Raw genomic sequence first — 20,336 nt, 5'->3', positions numbered from 1 at the left:
CAGGATGAGTAACGCCATGTATTTTCACAACTACTATAAGGTGTGGGCGGTGGGGGCGATCAGTTCGGTCTTCATCTTTGCCATTATCTTCAATGGGGTCACCATCTCCGCGATGCGGCAAAAACTGGCTCCTGCTCAATTCGTTCAGGTCTTTCCTGCCGTCAACCGGGTACAGCTGTTCTTTTGGATCGCCAGCATTCCCATTCTCGTTTTTATTGTTCTCCGGTTTGTCGATCTTCCATTCAAGGAAGGAGATCCCACCGGCCCCATCCATCACATGAACGAATATTGCGACAGGAATTTTATCCAGCAGCTCGTACAGCTCTACCTGGTGACCCTTTTTTCGATATTTGATCTCACACTGCACCGTGCCTACAAAAAGGCGCTTGCGCTGGAGACGGACAAGGAAAAAAAGGAAGATCTGGAACATGAATTGGATATCGTCAAGAAGACGATCTGGTTTGTGGACGTGCCGAGTTTCCTGGCTTTTTCTTTTATGTTCCTGTACTACTACTTGTTGACAGGCACCGAACAAAATAAGATCGAGTATGTTGACCACTTTATCGGCGGAGCGGAGGCCTTTGCGCTCATTTCATTTAACATTATTTACATATTGATCATTTTTCAACATAGCCTGATTACCGTATTTTCAAAGATAAATTTTAAAAAATGGAGACTGTTGAATTAATGCCCGCTGCAACATTCCTGCAGGAAATGAAGACGAAACTCGACCATGATCCGGTGTCCCATCATATCCTGTTCACCAAAATGGCCGGGCGGCGGCTTTCGGGGACGCAGCTAAAGCGGTTTGCCGTTCAGTGGTATAAGACCGCGAGAGATCATAAATTGGCTTTTCCCGCGATCATCCTGAATACGCCCGTTGACGATGTTCGCTTCGAATTGATCGAGATCCTGGATGATGAATACGGCCATGGCGACCGGGAAAAGATCCATGCCAAATTGCTTTACCGGTTTGTAAAAGTATTTTTTGACTCCGATGAGGAAGTGGAGCGGGTGCCCAAGCTGCCGGCCGTAACGAATTTCGGCAGGGAAGTGATGGATATCTGGAAGAATGGTCATCCGGTCTATGCCTTCGGCCTGCACTTTTCACTGGAATATCTGGCGAAGGATCTGCACGCTACCTACTCGGATGCCCTGGCCAAATACGAATTCCTCTCCGAGTTCCACCGGGAATATTTCCTCTATCACAAAGTGGCCGAACAGCAGCATGCCGACTATTCCGAATATGGGTTCCTGTATTATTCCAAACTCTCCGGTGAGAATCAGCGGCTGCTGGAAGAAGGGATCGAAAAGGGCATCCAGCTGTTGATGGACCTATGGAATGATTTCGATGCTCATATCTTCGAAGAACCGGCGGTGATCTGAGTCGATCCCAGCCACACCAGCCAACCCCAGGCCAGCAACAGGAACGCCAGCGCCGCCGCGGCACCCCGGGCATCACCAATGACCCCCATAATGGGCAGGAGGATGGCGCCGCCGGAGACGCCGACGATCAGCAAACCGGATACTTCATTTTGACGGGTAGGCACCCGCTCGAGGGCGGCGGCAAAAAGTACCGGGAAGATATTCGCAACGGCAAGCCCGACCAGGAAGATCAGCGGGAGGATGGCCCAAAGTGGCGTGACGACTAACAGCAGGCCAAGGGCAACCAGCCCGAGTAGCGCACTGCCGATGAAAACCCGCGCGCTCTTCATCCTGGCCAGCAGGATCACCCCGGCGAGACTGCCGGTCGTGCGGGCAATAAAATAGAGGCTCGTGCCGAGGCCCGCCTTTTCGAGGGGGAGCCCGCAGCGAACCATCAGGAATTTAGGCAGCGTCGTATTCAGGCCGACATCGATGCCGACGATGGCGACGACGCCCAAAACCAGTTGAACGATAAAGGGATCCTTCAGCAACCGGAGGCTGTCCCCCATCGAGGAAGTGCTTTGGACAAGCGGGTCCTCCGCGATGGGGGTGGCCAGGAGCCAGCCGGTATTGATCGCCGTAATGATGGCGAAAATGGGAAAGATAGTTTTCCAGTCATGCAGATATGCAGCAGCGGCGGCCGCGATGATCGGCCCGAGAAAAGACGCCACCGCCTTGATCAACTGCCCCGCACTCAGGCTGCTGGTCAGCCGCCCGGCGGAGACCACATTGCCCAGCAACGGATTCAGCGCCACCTGCAGGATGGTATTGCCGATGCCGACCAGCGCAAACGCGATCAGCAGGGTCGCGAAATCATAGGCCGCCAACGGCACCAGCATCGCCACCCCCGTAATGGCCAGCCCCGCCATGACGGTCTTCCGCCGGCCAATGCGGTTCATCAACATCCCGGTCGGCACGGAGAACAACGCAAACCAGATGAAGACCATCAACGGCAGGAGATTGGCGATGGAATCCTTCAAATGAAGATCCTGCTTCGCATAGTTCGTCGAGATGCCGACAACATCGACAAAGCCCATGACAAAAAAGCCAAGGAAGACGGGGAGCTGCTGTCGGACACCGGGACGATTCTGCATGCTGTTTTTTCTAAGCGAACGGTATTGTTTTTGACGCGAAGTTTATTGTTTTTCTACGCGGATCGTGACGACGTCCTGCGGCGCTACCGCGATGGGACCGTTGACCGCATCCTGCGCGACTTCGGTCGTATTGCTATAATGCGCGGCGCCAACGGAGCCGTTCCAGCTGAGACTAGTCGACGCGGATTGTTCACCCGGATTAAAAAGCGTGACCATCCAGGCCTTGCCATCCATGCTGGGTTTCAACACCAGCACCACCAGCTGCTGCGTGCTCAGCTGTAGCCTGGGCGTGACCGGCGCCGTTCCCCGGGCCTCGGCGACGACAAGCGGCTGCGAAAGGCCGGTAGCCAGCTTCGTGGACGCCACCGGATCATACGCGGCATGCGGCTGCAGCGCATAATGGAAGGTGATGATCCCATCCTGATACGCGCGGTAGTTGGTCTCCCAGTGATTGTTCAGCGCCCAGGAATAGAGCTTTTGTGTCGGCTCGATATGCTTGCGCCAGACCTCGGGATGCGATTGACCACCCAACAGCGTCGCGGTGATCCCGCCTACTTCCACCAGCGGCGCGTCAAGCGTCACCCAGGTAACGCCATAGTCCTTGTTGCTGACATCGGCCCAGCTACCCACCTCCAGCCAGTTCTTACACGAACCGGGGATCTGATCCTTTTCCGGCTGCATGATAGCCATCGGGATATCCAGCCGCATTGCGCCATCCCGTACATGGAAGGGGAACCCGAAGTTCAGGCTTTCCTTGCCATGGAGATTGGCCCAGGGATAGTCGCCGGGATGCGGGTCCAGCTCAGCCGGCAGCTTGTCGAGGATATTGGTCATCTCGACATAGTCGAAGCCGCTGACGAGGCGAACATCGCGGACCAGCTTTTCGACCCCGGGAGCCTTCGATTCGATCCGCAGTTCGGCAAGCACCGGTCCCTGTTCTTTTATGGTGATCTTTACGGCGCCGTTGCGTTGGATATCGCTCAACTTGTTACCCAGCAGGAAAAGATAGTCGTTGAGCCCGCCGCTCGAATCGCGATCGACAAACTCATTGTCGATGGAATGGTTCTTCAGACTGCTGATGACCCCTGTCGTCTCATCGATCCCGACATGCAGGATGCCGTTGTCGAGGGAGTGGCCGTCGGCTTTTACCAGTGTGCCGGTGGAGGCGTTACCGGCGCCGACGAAATAGCGTTTCGACGCAAAGGGCGGAATGTCTTTGGCCACAAAGGCCAGCTCGCCGTCGGACAGTCGCTGCGAAGGCAGCGCGTTGCCTTCCGCGTCAGTAACCCGATCGCCCGCGGCCGATGCCTTCCGGCTAAGCAGGACAAGCCCGGTGCGCTGCCAGGAGTTGGTGTTGTAGATATCGATGCCCTGCGCGACATCCCCGCCATGCCCGAGCGCCCCATGAAGGATCTCGAGGGAGAGACTGTCGGCCATCGTCGCATAGGACTTCTTGATGATCCACTGCTCCATCGTCTTCTGGCTGAGCGGCCGTGTCACGCTGACATCCGCCCCCCAGGTGTGCTCCGAATACAGGATGACATTCTTCCAGGCTTCGCGGACGCGGTCGACCGGAAAGTTGTTCGCCCCCTTGATGGCCCAGAGTGCTTCGGCCTGGCTCAGGCGATAGCTCGTGGTACGGTTCTCGGATGTTTCCAGCGCGGAAGAGGCGGCGCCGTCTTCCCAGTAACCCGTCCAGTCACCCTTCTCCAGCGGCAGTTGAGCGGCATACTTGTCTTCAAACGCCTTAAACGCCGTGCTGGTAGACGAAATGATAAACTTCGGCCAGCTGTATTTCGAATTCCAGTCCTTTATAAAATCACTGATCGTCATGTCGGGAACGGCGTTATCACCATGCCCGCTCCACCTAATGTACGAGATATCGAAATTGAAATTCTTCCGTTTCAGCTCGGCGATATAATCCCCGACAAATTTCTTCGTCAGTCCATGCGGCATCCCATGCGACAGCGCATACCCCTTATAGGGGATCCAGACGAGGACCTTCTCCTTACCGCTCGGACTCACCCAATAGAAGGGTTTGTCTTCCCACTGCTGGAGGATATCGCCGATCCGGTCGAAATAATTCGGCGCGGCAGAGAAATACTTGATCCCGGCCTGGGCCATGGCGGCAACCGTTCCCCAGGTGTAACCCGGTACGTCGCTGATCATCGCCGCATCGACCTTCGTTCCGGCCAGTGCCGCGACCTCACTGCTGCGATGGAAAAGTTGCAACAGCTCTTCCGGCCGGCAAAGGCCCGTTAGCGTATTGACATACATCCCGTTCAGCGCGACTCCGCCATCCTTTACGGCGTCGATGAATTCGCGGCGCTGCTGGTCGTTCATCCGGTGCAGAAAGAGATCGGCGGCATAGACCCCTTCGAGGTTCCAGACAAAACGGGCGCCCGCGGGATAATCCTTCGTCCGCTTCGCATAGTCCATCCCCACGAGCAGGTTGTTCATCTGCTTGCGTTCGACATTGGTCTGGATCTCGGTATACCCGATATCATTGTGGCTGTGCGGCAACACATAGATCGTCATCTTCCGCACCGGGACGAGATTGACTGCGCCTTTGGCGACCGTTTTGCCCGCCATCGCGACCGTGAAGGCGGCGGCGGACGGTTTTGTGGTCTCCGGTACGAAGAACTCGACAGCATGCTTGCCGTTGCCGACGCGGATGGTCAGGTCGGGTGCGCCCTTCGTGTGGATCGTCACCGCACCGGAATCGCCGGTGTTTTCGAGGGCGATCTCGGCCGATTGATAAGACTTGCCGTTGCGGACGGAAAGAAAGGGCAGGCCGTGCGTGCTGTCAATCTTCAGCCGCGGCCCCTGTGCATGGGCCGCGGCGAAGAGTAATGAAAAAAATAAACAGGATGATAGCTTTTTCATATCGTAAATTGAAGTTAAGCGTATTCTAGTATCCGGGATTCTGTGGTTTCAGATTCGGGTTACGCTGCATCTCCGAAGTAGGCAGCGGCAGAAGCAGATCGGTCTCGGTGTACTGCTGGCCGCGGCCATTGGAATGTCCGACGAGGGCAGAGAACGTCACGTGATGCGCCGCATCGACATCGGGATAGAGCCGGGTGCGCAGCATGTCGAACCAGAAATGTCCTTCCATCGCCAGTTCGCGAAACCGTTCGCCCAGGATAAGATTGCGGCGGTCGCTCTGACCGGCTGGGATAACGGGGGGCACGACATAGGCCCGCTTGAGGATTGGCTCCAGGTATTGCGTGGGGTCCTGGCCCAGTTCGTTCGCAGCTTCGGCCGCGATCAGGTACACATCGGCCAGCCGGTATATTGAAGCATATTTGCTGGAAGCCGCCGTACTAAATAGCGCCGTGCTGTCAAACCAGCGATAAGGCATCGTGGGATAGGAGATGGATGCGGGCGCGCCGCCGGTAGCCGTGTAGTTGAAGCTGCTGCTGTAAAACTGCTTTTCATGCCGCCGGATATCATTGGCGCTGTCATACATATTCAGCAGGGTCGGCGAGGGTGTCCAGACCTGCGTGACCAGCGTATACGCAACATGCAGGTTGCTGTTGGGTACTGTCTGAGGGAAGGTATTGGGTAGCGTATATTCGGGATAAGCCGACTGCTGGATCGCCGAATTGTATTCCACGAAATAAAGGTACTCACTTCCCTGATCGAATGCGGTGAGCCGCAATTTGTCAAAAGGCGTCGTCCCGGCCGAGTTGTCAAACAACGCGTACCCACCCGAACTGTTGAGCACGGCCTGTGCCTGTTGCAGGGCCAGCGTATAGTCGGCTGCACCTTTGCCTAATGGATTACCCGCCATCGTCAGATAGACCTCGGACAACACCCCGCCAACCGTGCCTTTCGACACCTGGTTGCCATTGGCGCCCATCGGCTTGTCGGCCAGGTTGCCATTGGTATACGCCCATTGCAGATCGGTGACGATCGCCGTGTAGATGCTGTCGAGCGACGCCCTCGGCGCATACAGGTTATCGAGATTCTCATACGGCTGGAGGATCAGCGGAACGCCGCCAAACATCCGCACCAGGTAGTAATAATCCATCGCCCGGAAAAAACGCGCCGTAGCCACGAGCGGCGCCGCGTCGGTTTGATTGATGGTCTTGCTCTGGCCAACTTTTGCAATAATGGTATTGGCGCTGGCGATATTGCTGTAGAAGGCGGACCAGATACTGCCGACATAATTGGCCTGGTTGTCGCCCGTCTGCGTCAGCGAGGCATAATACCGAACGCTGGGGTTCTGCGCCACGACATTGTTCGCCATCCCCGACAGATCGTCGAGGGTCATGGCATAAGTGCCGTCATAGAGGTTGCCGATATTGTAGAAGCTGTTGGGACCCGTGCCTACGTTGTACAGGTAGTTTACCGCACTCTGCACCTGGTCGATGGTCGAATAATAAGCGTCGACGGGCTGCTGACTCTTCGGATGTTCTTCGAGAAACTTGTGACAGGAGGAGATCATCACCACTCCCGCCAGCAAAGCCAAATATGATATCTTTTTCATGTAGTTCACATTGAAATTTTACAATCGGTTAAAAGCTCATGTTCACGCCGGCCGTAAAGGTCCTTGCCTTGGGATACTGATAGAACTCGATGTTCTGGCCAAAGGGCGGAGCATTGGGTGTATTCCAGCTGACGCTCTGGGGATCGTAACCCTTGTAGGCGCTGGACATGATCAGGAATAGGTTCTGACCGCTGATATAAAAACGCAGGCGTTTGATATGCAGATGGCTCAGCGCGCCGGGGCTCATGTTATAACCCAGCACGACATTACGGCCGCGGATAAACGACCCGTTGGCGACCCAATGGTCATCAAAGGAAGCGCTCTGGCCTGCATCGGGTGCAAAACGCAATTGCTGGATCGGCGTGTTCTGATGCGTCGGCGTCCAGGCATTGAGCACGGTGGTCAGCGAGTTGCTGTAGCCCGTCCGGTCTTCACTGGAGAACAGGAAGGCCTGCGCGATGCTGGCGCCCTGACTGTATTGCAGATCGACCATGAAGTCCCACGCCTTATAACGGAAGGTATTCACAAAGCTACCGTTCCAGTTGGGGGAGTTATGACCCAGGATATACTTGTCGGCGGATTCCTTTTCTTCGCCCGCCTTGTACGCGAAGTTGGGATCGGCGGCAAGCCCCTTGGCGACATCTTCGGTGCTATAGGTACCGAGGCGATGATAACCCCAGAAGGAGCCGGCGGGTGCCCCTACACGCAGGATGGTGAAACCGTCGCTGACGGGACCCCAGTACGGCCCGGGGAAAATATCCTCGTTATTATTACCCAGCGCCAGCACCTTGTTCTTGTTGAAGTTGGCCGTAAACGACGTGGTCCAGCTGAAATTGCGGCCTTCGATGTTCCGGGTGGTAAGCATGACGTCCACGCCCCGGTTCGACATGCTGCCGATATTGGACAGTACCCCACTAAAGCCCGTGCTGTTGGGGATGGGTTTATTCAGGAGAAGATCGGAGGTCTTCTTGTAGTAGTAGTCGCCTTCGAGTGCGATACGGCTGTTGAATAGTTGCAGTTCGAAACCTACATCGGTCTGCGCCGTCTTTTCCCATTTCAGGTCCGGGTTGGGCAGCCCGTTGATCGAAGAAGAACCGGCGCGGTTGCCGTTGATCAGGGTCGTTCCGCTGCCGATCGTCGACAGGGAATTGTAGCTCCCGATCTCGGTGTTACCCGTCATCCCATAGGAAGCCCGCACCTTCAGGTAATTGATCGCGGGGATGGCCGACATAAAGTCTTCCTTGCTCAGGACCCAGCCAACGCCCACGGAGGGGAAGTAGCCGTATTTGTTATCCGCACCAAACCGGGAAGACCCGTCGATACGTTCCGTCAGGGTGAGGAGATATTTGTCGGCGTAATTGTAGCCTACTCTTGCGAAGTAGGAATTGATCGACCAGCGGTCATAGCTGCTGGCTGGAGAATTAGGCTGGCTGCCGGCGCCGAGGTTGTACTGGCGGTAGTAGTCATCCGAGAAATACTGGGTGCTGCCGCCGAGCGTTTCGTCGATTCGTTCCTGCCAGCTGGCGCCGAGCAGGGCGTTGATATGATGCTGGCCAAAGGTCTTCTTGTACGTCAGGTAGTTCTCCTGTTGCCAGTAGCTGTATTGTTCGCTGTTGATCTGCGCCACCCCCTTCTGGTTGGCGGAGATATTGATCAGATCGGAAGGCGAGTAATAGTCCTTCTGGTTGTTTTGGATATCGGTACCGAACTGGGTCTTGAAATCCAGGCCGGGCAGGATATGGAAATTGAAGAAGGCGTTGCCGAACACCTGCGTACGCGTGTTCAGATTGGTCTGTTGCAGCAGCACCTTTTGGGGATTCTCCGCGGCGTCGAGGAACGAGAACGTAGAGGCTACCTGGTTATTCGCCCAGCTGCCGTCGGGGAATTTCACCGGGAAGATATTGGGCATCTCGATCATCGTCCGGGTGGGGGTATTGCCGCCCGTGGTGGGATCCACCTCATTTTCCTTCGAATAGTTGACCAGCACGTTGGCGCCGAAGTCAACCCAGTTGGCCAGCTTGGCGTCGTGGGTGAACCGGACGTTGTAGCGGCGGATATCCGAGTTGAGCATGATCCCCTGGTTATAAGAGTAATTCATGAACACGCCCGTCGAGGAATTCTCGCCGCGGGTCTGGATCGACAGCTCATGATTATTCGATACCGCGGTGCGGGTGGAGGCCTTTTGCCAGTCGGTGTTGTACTTGGGCGAACCGTCCGCGTTGAACAGCCGGGTATCCGAAAGATCGAGCGTCCGCGGCGCCGCACCCCAGATGGAGTTGTTGGCCATCCCGCCGGCTAATACCTGGAGCCATTGTTTGGAATTGAGCACCTTCATCTCGTGCTGGAGATTGCCTTCGCTGATGGAGGCATCATAGGAGACAACGGTGCCGCGTTGGCTGGCGCCGCGTTTGGTGGTGATCAGGATGACCCCGTTGGAACCGCGGGCCCCATAGATCGAGGTGGAGGAGGCGTCCTTCAGCACTTCCACGTTTTGGATATCATAGGGGTTGAGGTATTGGATATTGGTCATCGCGACCCCGTCTACCACATAGAGCGGATCGGTAGACGAATTGATCGAGCCGATACCCCGGATGATCACCGAGGCCAGCCCGCCGGGTGCGCCCGAGTTGAGGGCGATATCCACACCGGCCACGCGGCCCTGCAGCCCTTCGAGGGCGTTGGTGATCGGCTGGGCGAGGATCTCGCTTGCTTTTACACTGGTGACGGCGCCGGTGACGTCGACCTTTCTGGCCGTTCCGTAACCGACAACCACGACGGAGTCGATATTCACGCGATTGGGGGTGAGGGCGACCATGCCCGCCTGGTCGGCGCCCAGTTCCTGGGTGGCATAGCCGATAAAAGAGAATACGAGTTTCGGGCTTCCCTCGGCGGTGATCTGGTAGTTACCCTGATCATCGGTGGTGGTCCCGTTCTTCTGGCCTTTGATGGTGACGGACACGCCTGCAAGGGGCTTGCCGTTCTCGTCGGTTACATGGCCGGTGCGGGTATGGGTCTGCGCATTGGCGAACCCGATACTGAATAGGAACAGGAGAAGGACGCTGAGGACCTTCCTGCCCATGGATGGATGCAGTCTAGCATTTCCCATAATGCAAACAATTGTCGGTGATTAAATGAATAGTTGGTCTACTTTACAAAGGCTTTTATGATTTGGATCGGTTGGTTGTCATCATTGATCAGCTGATATTCGCCTGCCGCGGCGGGAAGGACAAAGGTTTCGGCATAGTGAAGGATATAGGTTGTTCCCTGGCTGGTAATAAGGGTCAGGCGTTTCCCCTCCACCAGCATCAGCAGATGGCATCGGCCTTCGGTGCCGATATGGATACGGGTTCGTAGCGTGATGCGGTGGATGGAATAGAAGTGTTCGGGGTGGGTGGGAAGGAGTTCGACCTGGTATTCTGGATCGTTCCGTAATAGTTGGGGTTTTGAGACAAGCTCTTGTTTGACCTTTTCGCCTTTCCGGTTGAAATCGAGATTGTGGAAGGCGTGTTCGATGTTGATGGGGCGCGGCATCCCGTCGAGGTCCAGCCGCATCCAGTCGTACATCTTAAAGGTGAAGATATAGGGGGTGGCGCTGATCTCGAGAACGAGATTGTTGATCCCCGAGCCATGGATCGTCTGGTTGGGGATCAGAAACAGATCGTGCTTGTTGGCCGGCAGCAACTGAACATACTCTTCGATATCGATCGCCTGATTGGCTGCCTGGCTTTCTTCGAGGGCCTGGCGGAACGCTAACGGGTCGATGTCGTCGTTGAATCCGAGGTAGACCCCGGCGCCGGGTTTGCAATCCAGGATATAATAGGTCTCGTCCTGGGTGATGTTCTCGCCGAAATGTTTCTTGATATAGGGTAGGGAAGGGTGGCATTGGATCGAGAGGTTGCCGCCGCCAAAGGTGTCGAGGAAATCGAACCGGATGGGAAACTCCTGTCCGAAGCGGTCCGCGTCGACTCCGAGGATGGCGCCCGACTCGTATTGCATGATCCAGTCGAAGGCGATCTCCATCAGGAGCCCGTCGCCTTCAAAGAGGAGGCCGTTCTCGGGCGCGATGAGTTCGAAGCTCCAAGCATAATTTACCTCCTCCTTGCTCAGCGCGGGGATATGCTGTTTCATCCACTGGCCGCCCCAGACGCCGGGCTCGAACCAGGGACGGGCGCGGATGCCGTTATAGGCCATGGATCGCAGGCCGCGGCGGATGTGTTCCACCAGCGTCCAGTTGGGTTTGTCCTCGTACTGGCCGTCGGCGACGATGGCGATATCTGTTTCGATCGCGCGGCGATGCTGGTTGAGGACAACCCAGTCGACGAAATAGCTTCGCTTATACGACTGCGACCCCGGACCCGCCGTGGTTGCGCCGACGTTTGTCGCACTTCCCGCCCGCATCCGGAATTGGATCTCGTTCTTGGGGAGATCGAAATAGACGATCGGGGCTTTCCAGTTGGCAAGCCCGGCGCCCGTGCCGGCCAGGATAACGATCGCATCCCGCGCATCATCCGGCGTATCATCCCGCGCATCATCCGGCGCCCATGCCGTTAACTCCGCGGTATAAAAATCCCGCAGGGTAATCGTCGCCTTCGTCCCCCACACCGATCCTTCGGTGCCGAGAAAGGGCCTGACCAGCGCGTTAATGGCTTCTTCGGATTTTACAAACGCCCGCGTCTCCACCCAGAGCACCGGCTGCCCCATCGATCGCAGCACGTCGCAGAGCCGGTCGCGGATCAGGTTCCAGTCTACCCCGGCATAACCATCGAGCCTTGCGCCTTTTTGATCGATGATCCAGCGGGCGAGGGACTCATAGCCGGCGAAGATGCGCCCGCTGCCAAGGCTTTCGAAGGGATAGATATTATAGCTGTCGGCCGCTTGCGGTTGGGTAGGATTGGGAGCTTGCTGCTGCCCATCGCGGGTATGGCGCTGTTGCCCATCGCGGGTATGGCTGGGAAGCTGCGGCTGCCGTGTCTTGCGGGCGGGGATGCGCACCACCGGCTGGTTGGTCAGGCTCGCGGCGCCGGCGATAGCGACATGCTCGGTGTTCTCAGAAATGATAACCGGCACATCCAGATGCAGCTCCGGTCCGAAAAGCGCAAAAGCGCGGGAAATGCTGCCGCCGATGACCAGCGCGTCGGCCTCAAAGCGTTTGATCCAGGGCGTGATAAAGGCGTTTAGGTTCTTTCCCAGTTGCCGGAACGCGGCCGCGGCTTTCTCGTCTTTTGTCGCCCGCTCCGCAATCTCCTGCACGTTCCCGGCGGGACAAGCCTGCAACAGCCAGCGTGCCGAGAGATAGTCTTCGGCGATGCCGGCGTGAAAGGGGATATTATACAGGTAGCCATTCGGGGGCACCCCCAACCCTGCCGTCAGCAACTGTTTGTTGTCGATAAAGCAGGCGCCGAAACCGGTGCCCAGGGTGATGGCGATGATCTTGCGGTATGGTTTCGCGGCGCCGGAACGGGCTTCTCCGAGTCCAAAGCAGGCGGCGTCATTCTCGAAGCAGATGGGGATGCAATCGCCGGCGATGCGTTCACGCAACGCCTCTCTGACGTTGATCCCATAAATACGTTCATATTTGGCGAGCCCGCTGATCATCGAGATGCCGTTGGGATAATCAAAGGGTCCGGGCATCGCGATACCGATGCTGGATACCGGCTGGCGGATAGGGGAGCTGCTGTTGCCTCAGCCGCTGGCGCCAGGCCGATGACGGTGTTTATTAAACCCGCCCAGGTGTCGAGCAGGGTGCGCGCGTCGGCGGCGGGATCGACGGGCATGCGGCGATACGTTTCTGTCAGCAGTTGGTGATCCCTGATCAGCGCGGCGGAGATATGCGTACCGCCGATGTCAACCCCACAGGCAATTTCGTTGGTATGTTTAGACATAGTCCTCTTCGGCAAATTTTGGTTCGGACCGCTACCCGTGGGGGTTTTGGCCCGTTTTAAAATATCGGTTTTTCATTAATATGTATGTATGTTTGAACATACATCGGCCGGGCAAAAAAAAGGAAGACCGTTTAGAAACTCCCTTTTTTGATATCGATACTATAAGTGAACTTATCACTCCGGTAGACGCCCGTATTGTACTCCACCGGCCGGTCACCGACATCGTAGACAAAACGTTCGCGAAACAGTACCGGAAAATGACTGTCAACTTTTAGCTTCTTGCTCAGGGATCCCGCGGCACGCGCACTGATGTTCTCGCTGCTGCGGTGGACCACAACGCCGTATTGTTCTTCGAGCATGGGGTAGAGGGGGCGATCGAAATCGGCTTTTTCAGTGATCCCGATCCGCGGATGGAACCAGCTTTCGAAATAGACGATGGGTTCGCCTGATTCTTCGCCTTTTAGCTTCGATAGTTTCAGGATCTTTTTGTCTGCGTCGAGGAGAAAGAAATTCCGGATGGTCTCAGTCCCCGTCACCCATTCTACCCGGAGTTGTAAGTTGGTGACCACGATGCCTTTTTCCTGCATTTCCTGGGTGAAGCTGTACCAGTGGTCCAGACCTGTCATCAGGCCTCTCTTCTCGGCCACCCGGGTGCCCACGCCTTTTTTGCGGACGATGAGTCCCTCGTTCTCCAGTTTGTTTGTCGCCTGGCGGATGGTGTTCCGGGAGACGCCGAGGCGGTTAGCCAGCTCTACTTCCTTTGGAAGAAAGGCGCCTTTTCGGAACTTCTCCATGGCGATCAGTTTGCGAAGGTGTTCTTCCACCTGGACATGGAGCGGCAGTTTGCTTTTATGGTCAATCAAATCGTTCTCTTGTTAGAATGTTCAGACATATAAAGGTTGTGTGAAAATCCGGGAAATCCAAATTTTATTTTTCGGGGCCTTTTTCGAAAACCGGACAACCGGTCGGCGAAACCGGTCATCGCATGGTGCGGCAGATACCGTAGATTATTGGTTGTCATTATCTTGAAAAACTGGCATAAAAACTGGGGCACCAACGGCACAACTTGCTACCATGCTTAAGATCTACTTCCGCGCCGGCCTGCGCAGCCTTCTTCGTCATCGGAGCTTCACCCTCATCAATGTCCTCGGGCTTAGCCTGGGCTTTTCGGCCATCATGGTCATGGCCGTGATGCTCTACCAGTATCTGACGGTGAACGGGCAGTTCGCCAACAAGGACCGGATGTATTATATAAAGCTGAAGGCGGCCGATGGCAAAAGCCATATGCTGACGCCCTATCCCTTTTTGTACAGTCTCCTGCAGTCCTCGCCCGGGGTGGAAGCCGGCTCGCATCTCCAGACCTGGTGGTCGCCCTGGCTGAGGGCAGGCAAAAATGAATTTCAGGATGATACCTGGTTCGTGGACAGCGGATTTTTCAAGGTATTTTCCTATCCCTTCGAATATGGTAACCCGGCGACGGCGATGCGGGACCGGTCGGGAGTCGTCCTTAGCCACGAGATGGCGGGCAAGCTCTTTGGCTCGGTCGCGGAGGCCATCGGGAAGACCGTAATGCGGGATGACAGTGTGCCCATGACCGTTACCGGGGTGCTGCAGCCCGTGCCGAGCAATACCACGGCGAGACCGCAGGTGATCGTCTCAACAGCGGTCCTGATGGCGAATAATGATTTTGCCCAGGCGGCCAATTGGTACAACAGCTTTACCGAGAACTATCTTCTCCTGCGGCCGGGTGCCGATACGGCAAAGATCAATGCGCAGATGACGCGCATCGTCCGCACCTATTTCGACAAGAACCTGCCGGTCCAGACCGCCTTCCTCGCGCCCTACTCCCAATTTATAGACGTCGAATCAGGCAATCTCGTCGGGGTTCTTGTCCGGGGACAGATCGGCGCAATCGCTTTTATCCTGTTGGTCGTAGTGGCCAACCTCATCAATTTAAACGCCGCAACCCTGCTGGGCCGTCAGAAGGAAATGGCGGTGAGGAAGATGATGGGCAGCGGCCGGCTTCACCTGGTGGTACAATTCGTGCTGGAGAATGCGATGGTCCTCTTTACGAGCCTCTTCCTTTCCTTCCTGCTTTTTAGCAGCCTGCTGATGCCGGCGATAAACGCGATCCTCCGGGATCAGTTCGGGACCATCACCCTCAATATCCGGCATGACTACCCGCTGATCGGCATTTTTATCCTTGGCGCGCTGGTCATCGTTACCCTGGCCGGCAGTTTCCCCGCGATCTACTTCGGTTCCCTGCGGGCCGTGGATGCCATCAAGGGGCGGATCAGTGAGAAGCGCGAACGCAATACCACCCGCAATATCTTTATCACGATGCAATTCGTGCTGGCCACGATCTTTATCGGGATCACCCTCATCTTCAACAGCCAGATCCGGCATATGAAGGGCGCGGCCCTGGGGTTTGACCCCGACAACGTGCTCGTCGCGCATGTGGGTCTGTCCTTTCGCAACCCCGGAGCGGCCTCGGCCCGCTTTGACGTCCTGCTGAACGATCTCCGGCGTAACCCTGCCGTGCTCGGGTTCACCAACAGCAATAATATCCCAACGGCCTATGACAACAATTTCAACGGCTTCGTCGATCCGGCTACGGGCCGGGAAGTAAGCATGCGCCAGGCGTCCATCGACGACGGCATGCTGGCCACGTTCCGTATCCGGCTGGCAGAGGGGAAGAACTTCAATGGCCTCACGGACAGCTCCGACCGCAATACCGTGATGGTCAACCGAAGGGCCGCCGGGCTGATGGGCTGGAGCCACGCTGCCGGACACCAACTGCGGGCGAAGGGCGACAAAGAACTATATATGGTTGTCGGCATGACAGAGGACTACCACTACGGCGACCTGAGCCGCAATATCGATCCGCTGATCCTCTGGCCGATGGGTAAACAGAAGCTCATGTCCGCTTATTTCAGCGTGCGGTACGCCCCCGGTCACGGAGAGGAGATCGCCCGGACACTGGCCGGCTCCTTCCGGGAGATGCCCTCGCGGCAGCAATTCAGTTATGATTATCTCGATGCCCGGATCGACAAGCAATATGCGCTGCTGGAGGGCATCCTCAAAGCCACGAATTATGTCGCCGTGTTGACGATCTTTATCGCGGCCATGGGCCTCTTCGGGCTCATCGCCTCCTTTACCCGGCGTCGCGTGAAGGAAGTCGGCATCCGCAAGGTGCTGGGCGCCGATGCGGGGGATATCGTTCGCTTACTGTCCAGGAGCTTCCTGCTGTTGATCGGCATCGCGCTGGTCATCGCCACGCCGGTCTCCTGGCTGGTGATGCATACCTGGCTACAGGATTTTGCGTATCGCGTCGATATCAAATGGTGGATGCTCGCCGGCGCCGGCCTCATCGCCCTGGCGATCGCCGCCGTGACCGTGGGGTATCATGCGATTCGTGCGGCGAAGGCCAATCCGGTGAATGCGTTGCGGAGTGAATGAGCCGGACGAAGCGCCTATTTTGATGGACGAAACTCCTTCCCCGCAGTATCACTGCGGTGACGCAATTGGTTAAGGGTTAATTCGTTAAGGGTTAGTATATTGTATGTAATACTCACCCTTAAATTGACGACGAAATGGATGATCTGAAAACCACCTTTGAAACCATCGCCCGTACCGATCTGTTCGAAGTTGCCCAACATCCCGATAGTTTTGTCGGCAATCCCTTTCAGATAGACTACGACAAAACCAGCATCCTCACCTGCGACGACTGGAAACACAAGGTGGGCGGCATCTCTCAGGGTTGTTTTCTCCTCGCCTTTTACGAGAACGATTTTGGCGGCGAGGAAGAGCAAAACGAGATTCTGCTTCTCCGCGCCCTGCACCCCTGCCCGATTCCGAGTGACAGCAATGTCATCAGCAGCCGCATCGAATACTTCAAGGAAGAACTGAAAACGGCGGGTGTCCACCGGCAGATAGACCAATTCACGCGGTTTGAATTCAGCTGTTCGGGGCTCGAATGTTCCATCCTCGGCACTTTCTATAAAAACAAACAGGGGATCATCGAATTCGGCGCCGACGTCGAGAATTTTTATTCCCCTCATTTGTACAAGGTCTATAAACCGGCAGGCGAGTATTTGCAATACATCGTCAATATCCGGGATGTCGATGGCCCGTTGAAACCGGAATCCAATTTTCAGATCGGCACAGTCCGGTATAGCTCGAGCCGGAAGGAATACACCCCTGAGGATGCCGAAAATGCCGAACGCGTTTACATGCACACGAAGGACATCCTGGGAAAAAGGACCGCCTTATTTGGCATGACGCGGACCGGGAAATCCAATACGGTTAAAATATTGATCGAGGCGACGGAAGAGTTGTCGGCAAAATCCGCCGTCCTCAACAGAAAGGAAACGAACAACTTCGAAGACAACCTGATCGCCTACGATTCGAACGATGTTCCCAAACAACCGGTCGGCCAGATTATCTTCGACATCAACGGAGAATACGCCAATAAAAATCTGCAAGACGGGACAGCAATTTTCGAAAAATACAAAGACAGGGTCACCCGTTACAGTGTGCTGGAGAAAAAGGATTTCAACGTTCTGAAAATAAATTTTTTCCAGGAGGTGGTCGCCGGGCAGGAATTGATCCGCGGGCATTTTAAACTACTGGGAAAGCAGTCGGATTATGTGGAGGATTTTCTGGGGGTAAACCTGGAAAAGCCGGAGGATGACCCGCAAGGGGTAATCTATGGCCGGAAGGTAGCCGCCTATAAATGTTGCCTGAAACTGGCGGGATTCACGGTTCCCGGAGCCGACAGCGTCGCCTTTCAGGGTAGCGCGGAACTGAATAAAAGCATCATCCCGGGCAAAACGATCGATCCCAAAACCGGGATAACCTACGATCAGGCAATAATCTGGTTTTCGCAGGTGTGGAAGAACTATAAAAACTGGGATTATCTGAAAAATTACGAGTCGAAAAACGGCCGGGAATGGGCGGACACCGAACTCAAGGCCCTGCTTCGTTTCCTGACCAAATACCGCAACCCCGACGAAAAAAATGGCATCAGCGGGTTTATCAAGCTAAAGCCCCTCGTAAACTATCATTCCGCCACCGCCACCATCCTGTTTGAGAACGAAATTGAAAAATTGGTCCGCGCGGGGAAGATCGTCATCGTCGATCTGTCGCAGGGTGATCCCGATATCCAGGAATTCTATTCGGAAAAAATCTGCAGCGCAATCTTCAACAGTTCGATGGGGCGTTTCATCGAGGCAAAACCAAACAACTTTATCCAGTTCTATTTCGAAGAGGCGCATAACCTCTTCCCCCAGAAGGAAGATAAGGATCTGAGCCAGATCTATAACCGGATTGCTAAGGAAGGCGCAAAATTGAATCTCGGAATGATCTATGCCACCCAGGAGGTCAGCTCGATCAGCAGCAATATCCTGAAGAACACCCAAAACTGGTTTATCGCCCACCTCAACAACGTGGACGAGGTGAAAGAACTGCGAAAGTTTTATGATTTCAGTGATTTTGCTGACTCCCTCATCCGGTTCAGCGCGGCAAGCGATAAGGGCTTTGTCCGGATGAAAACCTATTCCAATCCCTTTGTTGTTCCCATACAGGTGAAACTCTTCAAATAGCGACTATGGCAAACTTTGCACCGGGCGGAAAATTCGAAAAGGAAGGCAGGACTTCCCACACGTATATCATCAATGACGAGGAGGTGAAGGAATACCTGGCGAATTGTACCATCCCGGTGGATGTACAAAAGGTGGATCTCGATCAGAGCCTGAAGCATGATATTGTTTATCCCGACAATTGTGACATCGATTATTTCCTGGCCGTGGATGGGGAAGCGACGACGATCCCCGCGAATGAAGGGTTTCCTTCGAGTCTGATAACGTTTTTCCAGTTTGGATCCCTTGTTATAGCCGGCGCCGATCTGGATGAGATGGAAAAGAAGCCGTTTGTCTCCCCCTCCGACATAAAGAAGTTGAAGGAAATCAAACGGGAGAAGTTTGTGCTGCCGACAAAGAATGTCGCCATCCGGAATGGGGTCGACTTCAAGACCGAGGTCCGCAGCGCCATCCAGGATTTCTTTCGCAAGGAGCACTCCGGCAACACCCCCATGCTGGAAACAGTCTTCTGGGTCATTTTTGAGCGATACCGTACGGATACCACCAAACAGGAGTATAAACTGGCCCACTGCCCCCATTGCGGGGAAGAGATCGTTTTGGACAGGGACCGGATGCGACCCGATTATTCCTGGGAATGTACCATCTGTAGAAAGGAAACCTTTTTGACGGATGTTTTTCTCCTGTTTATGCGGGTGGACAATGAGAGCGGCGCCGAAGCGATCATTGCTTATTTGAAGAATGTCATCGAGACCTTCCTGTTGATCCATACGATGAAGAGTTTGCTGGAAATAGCGGACGGATTGGTGAACCGGTTTCTGCTGGTGAAGGACGGCCCGCTAAGCTTCGGCGGAGATTCGGCCCGGATGCGGTTGCCCGTGCAAAGGATGATCAGCTATCTGCGCGAACGGCACCATATTAACATGGTCGGCGTCGAATCCAGCGGTCCATTTGTTGATCATGCGCGGCAGATCATGGATAAGTTGAAGCCGGGACAGGCCTTGCTGTTGAACAACAGGCACATCTATACGTATATCCTGGTGGGTGATCCGAAGGTGCAGGAATACGGTGAGCGAACGTATTACAGTGGAAAGCTCATCTATAAATCCCTCGACGGCCGGGTTTACGTGCTTAGCATGCCCGTCGCCAACCAGGTGACCTACTATAACCGGCCCGAACTGGCCGATCTCGCCAATATCCAGGAGGTGCTTTTCAGCGTCGCGAAAATGCGTTGTGATATTTATGAGAATGCGCTGATCCCGATTGCGGTGGTCAATAAGTTGATCTCGTTGTCAACCCACAGCGGGACGAAGATTCTGGAGAAGTTTGCTAAAAAAACGATTAACAAATGAGTACAGACCGGTGGGCCGAGCCCGAGATATTACGGTCGGATTTGGTAAAGCTGGCCATCAGAAAAATGCGCGAATTCTACCAAACGGAGGACCGGAGCCAGTCCCGGTATGGCTTTCCATTTAATAGGGAGATAGACGAGTTATTACTTGACCCCCTGCGCCAGGCGTTTTATGATAAATGTGGGTATTGTGAAAAAAAGATTGATCCCCAAAAGGATGGGTTCGTGGATCGTTTCAGGCCGCACTCCGGCATCCGGGATAAGGACAATTACCTTCCGGATTGCTACTGGTGGTTGACCTTCAAATGGGATAACCTGGTCTATTGTTGTAAAGATTGCGCCCAGTATAAAGCAAGTTATTTTCCCATTGCCGGGAAGCGGGCGCTCACCGAAAAAGATGATCTGGATAAAGAGGATTGTCTGTTACTGAATCCTCGGAAAGACGATTTAAGTGTTCAGTTTACGTACAATTCATATGAGGCTCTTGCTTATACA

Annotated in this window: 13 protein-coding genes; 6 read left to right on the top strand and 7 right to left on the bottom strand. The window is 55.1% G+C overall.

All coding sequences use genetic code 11. The annotated features are described in order from the left end of the window. Both VGM48_RS12155 and VGM48_RS12150 read left to right on the top strand, forming a co-directional pair. On the top strand, positions 1 to 688 hold a 688-nt coding region (locus tag VGM48_RS12155), incomplete at its 5' end, for a hypothetical protein (protein WP_331579423.1). Beyond that, positions 670 to 1,386 carry an iron-containing redox enzyme family protein gene (locus VGM48_RS12150; protein WP_331579421.1) on the top strand — a complete coding sequence of 239 codons (717 nt, stop codon included), beginning with the start codon at positions 670 to 672 and terminating at the stop codon, positions 1,384 to 1,386. The genes VGM48_RS12155 and VGM48_RS12150, both read left to right, overlap by 19 nt. On the opposite strand, the gene VGM48_RS12145 is transcribed toward VGM48_RS12150, so the two are convergent. The 7 genes from VGM48_RS12145 to VGM48_RS12115 all read right to left on the bottom strand — a co-directional run bounded on the left by VGM48_RS12145 (position 1,356) and on the right by VGM48_RS12115 (position 13,756). Beyond that, entirely contained in the window at positions 1,356 to 2,519 is a 1,164-nt protein-coding gene (locus VGM48_RS12145) for an MFS transporter (RefSeq protein WP_331579419.1), read from the bottom strand. The two genes, VGM48_RS12150 and VGM48_RS12145, sit on opposite strands and share 31 nt — an antisense overlap. Positions 2,520 to 2,561: 42 nt before the next feature. Then, positions 2,562 to 5,405 carry a hypothetical protein gene (locus tag VGM48_RS12140; protein ID WP_331579418.1) on the bottom strand — a complete coding sequence of 948 codons (2,844 nt, stop codon included), beginning with the start codon at positions 5,403 to 5,405 and terminating at the stop codon, positions 2,562 to 2,564. A gap of 25 nt (positions 5,406 to 5,430) precedes the next feature. Beyond that, complete coding sequence (locus VGM48_RS12135) at positions 5,431 to 7,011, bottom strand: RagB/SusD family nutrient uptake outer membrane protein (RefSeq protein WP_331579416.1); 1,581 nt, start codon at positions 7,009 to 7,011, stop codon at positions 5,431 to 5,433. A 28-nt stretch (positions 7,012 to 7,039) separates the two neighbouring features. Continuing rightward, the gene (locus VGM48_RS12130) at positions 7,040 to 10,117 is read right to left on the bottom strand and encodes a TonB-dependent receptor (protein WP_331579414.1); all 3,078 of its coding nucleotides are present in this window, start codon (positions 10,115 to 10,117) and stop codon (positions 7,040 to 7,042) included. Positions 10,118 to 10,155: 38 nt separating this feature from the next. Further along, positions 10,156 to 12,642, bottom strand: a complete 2,487-nt coding sequence (locus VGM48_RS12125) for an ROK family protein (RefSeq protein WP_331579412.1) — start codon at positions 12,640 to 12,642, stop codon at positions 10,156 to 10,158. After that, on the bottom strand, positions 12,603 to 12,893 hold the full coding sequence (locus VGM48_RS12120) for a hypothetical protein (RefSeq protein ID WP_331579410.1): 291 nt from the start codon (positions 12,891 to 12,893) through the stop codon (positions 12,603 to 12,605). Before VGM48_RS12120 ends, VGM48_RS12125 begins: the two co-directional genes overlap by 40 nt. Positions 12,894 to 13,024: 131 nt before the next feature. Continuing rightward, positions 13,025 to 13,756, bottom strand: a complete 732-nt coding sequence (locus VGM48_RS12115) for a GntR family transcriptional regulator (protein ID WP_331579408.1) — start codon at positions 13,754 to 13,756, stop codon at positions 13,025 to 13,027. Positions 13,757 to 13,967: 211 nt separating this feature from the next. Here VGM48_RS12115 and VGM48_RS12110 point away from each other — a divergent pair, with 211 nt between their 5' ends. The 4 genes from VGM48_RS12110 to VGM48_RS12095 all read left to right on the top strand — a co-directional run. Further along, on the top strand, positions 13,968 to 16,352 hold the full coding sequence (locus tag VGM48_RS12110) for an ABC transporter permease (protein ID WP_331579406.1): 2,385 nt from the start codon (positions 13,968 to 13,970) through the stop codon (positions 16,350 to 16,352). A gap of 134 nt (positions 16,353 to 16,486) precedes the next feature. Beyond that, positions 16,487 to 18,496, top strand: coding sequence for a hypothetical protein (locus VGM48_RS12105; RefSeq protein ID WP_331579404.1), 2,010 nt, complete (start codon positions 16,487 to 16,489; stop codon positions 18,494 to 18,496). Between the two features lie 5 nt (positions 18,497 to 18,501). Then, positions 18,502 to 19,842 (top strand): hypothetical protein, encoded by a 1,341-nt coding sequence (locus tag VGM48_RS12100; RefSeq protein WP_331579402.1) that lies wholly within the window; start codon positions 18,502 to 18,504, stop codon positions 19,840 to 19,842. 65 nt (positions 19,843 to 19,907) lie between these two features. Continuing rightward, positions 19,908 to 20,336, top strand: a 429-nt coding sequence (locus VGM48_RS12095; protein ID WP_331579400.1) for a hypothetical protein, incomplete at its 3' end; no start/stop codon positions are given.

The organism is Puia sp., from assembly GCF_036500295.1.
Lineage (GTDB): Bacteria > Bacteroidota > Bacteroidia > Chitinophagales > Chitinophagaceae > Puia.
This window is presented reverse-complemented; position numbering and strand designations above follow the sequence as displayed.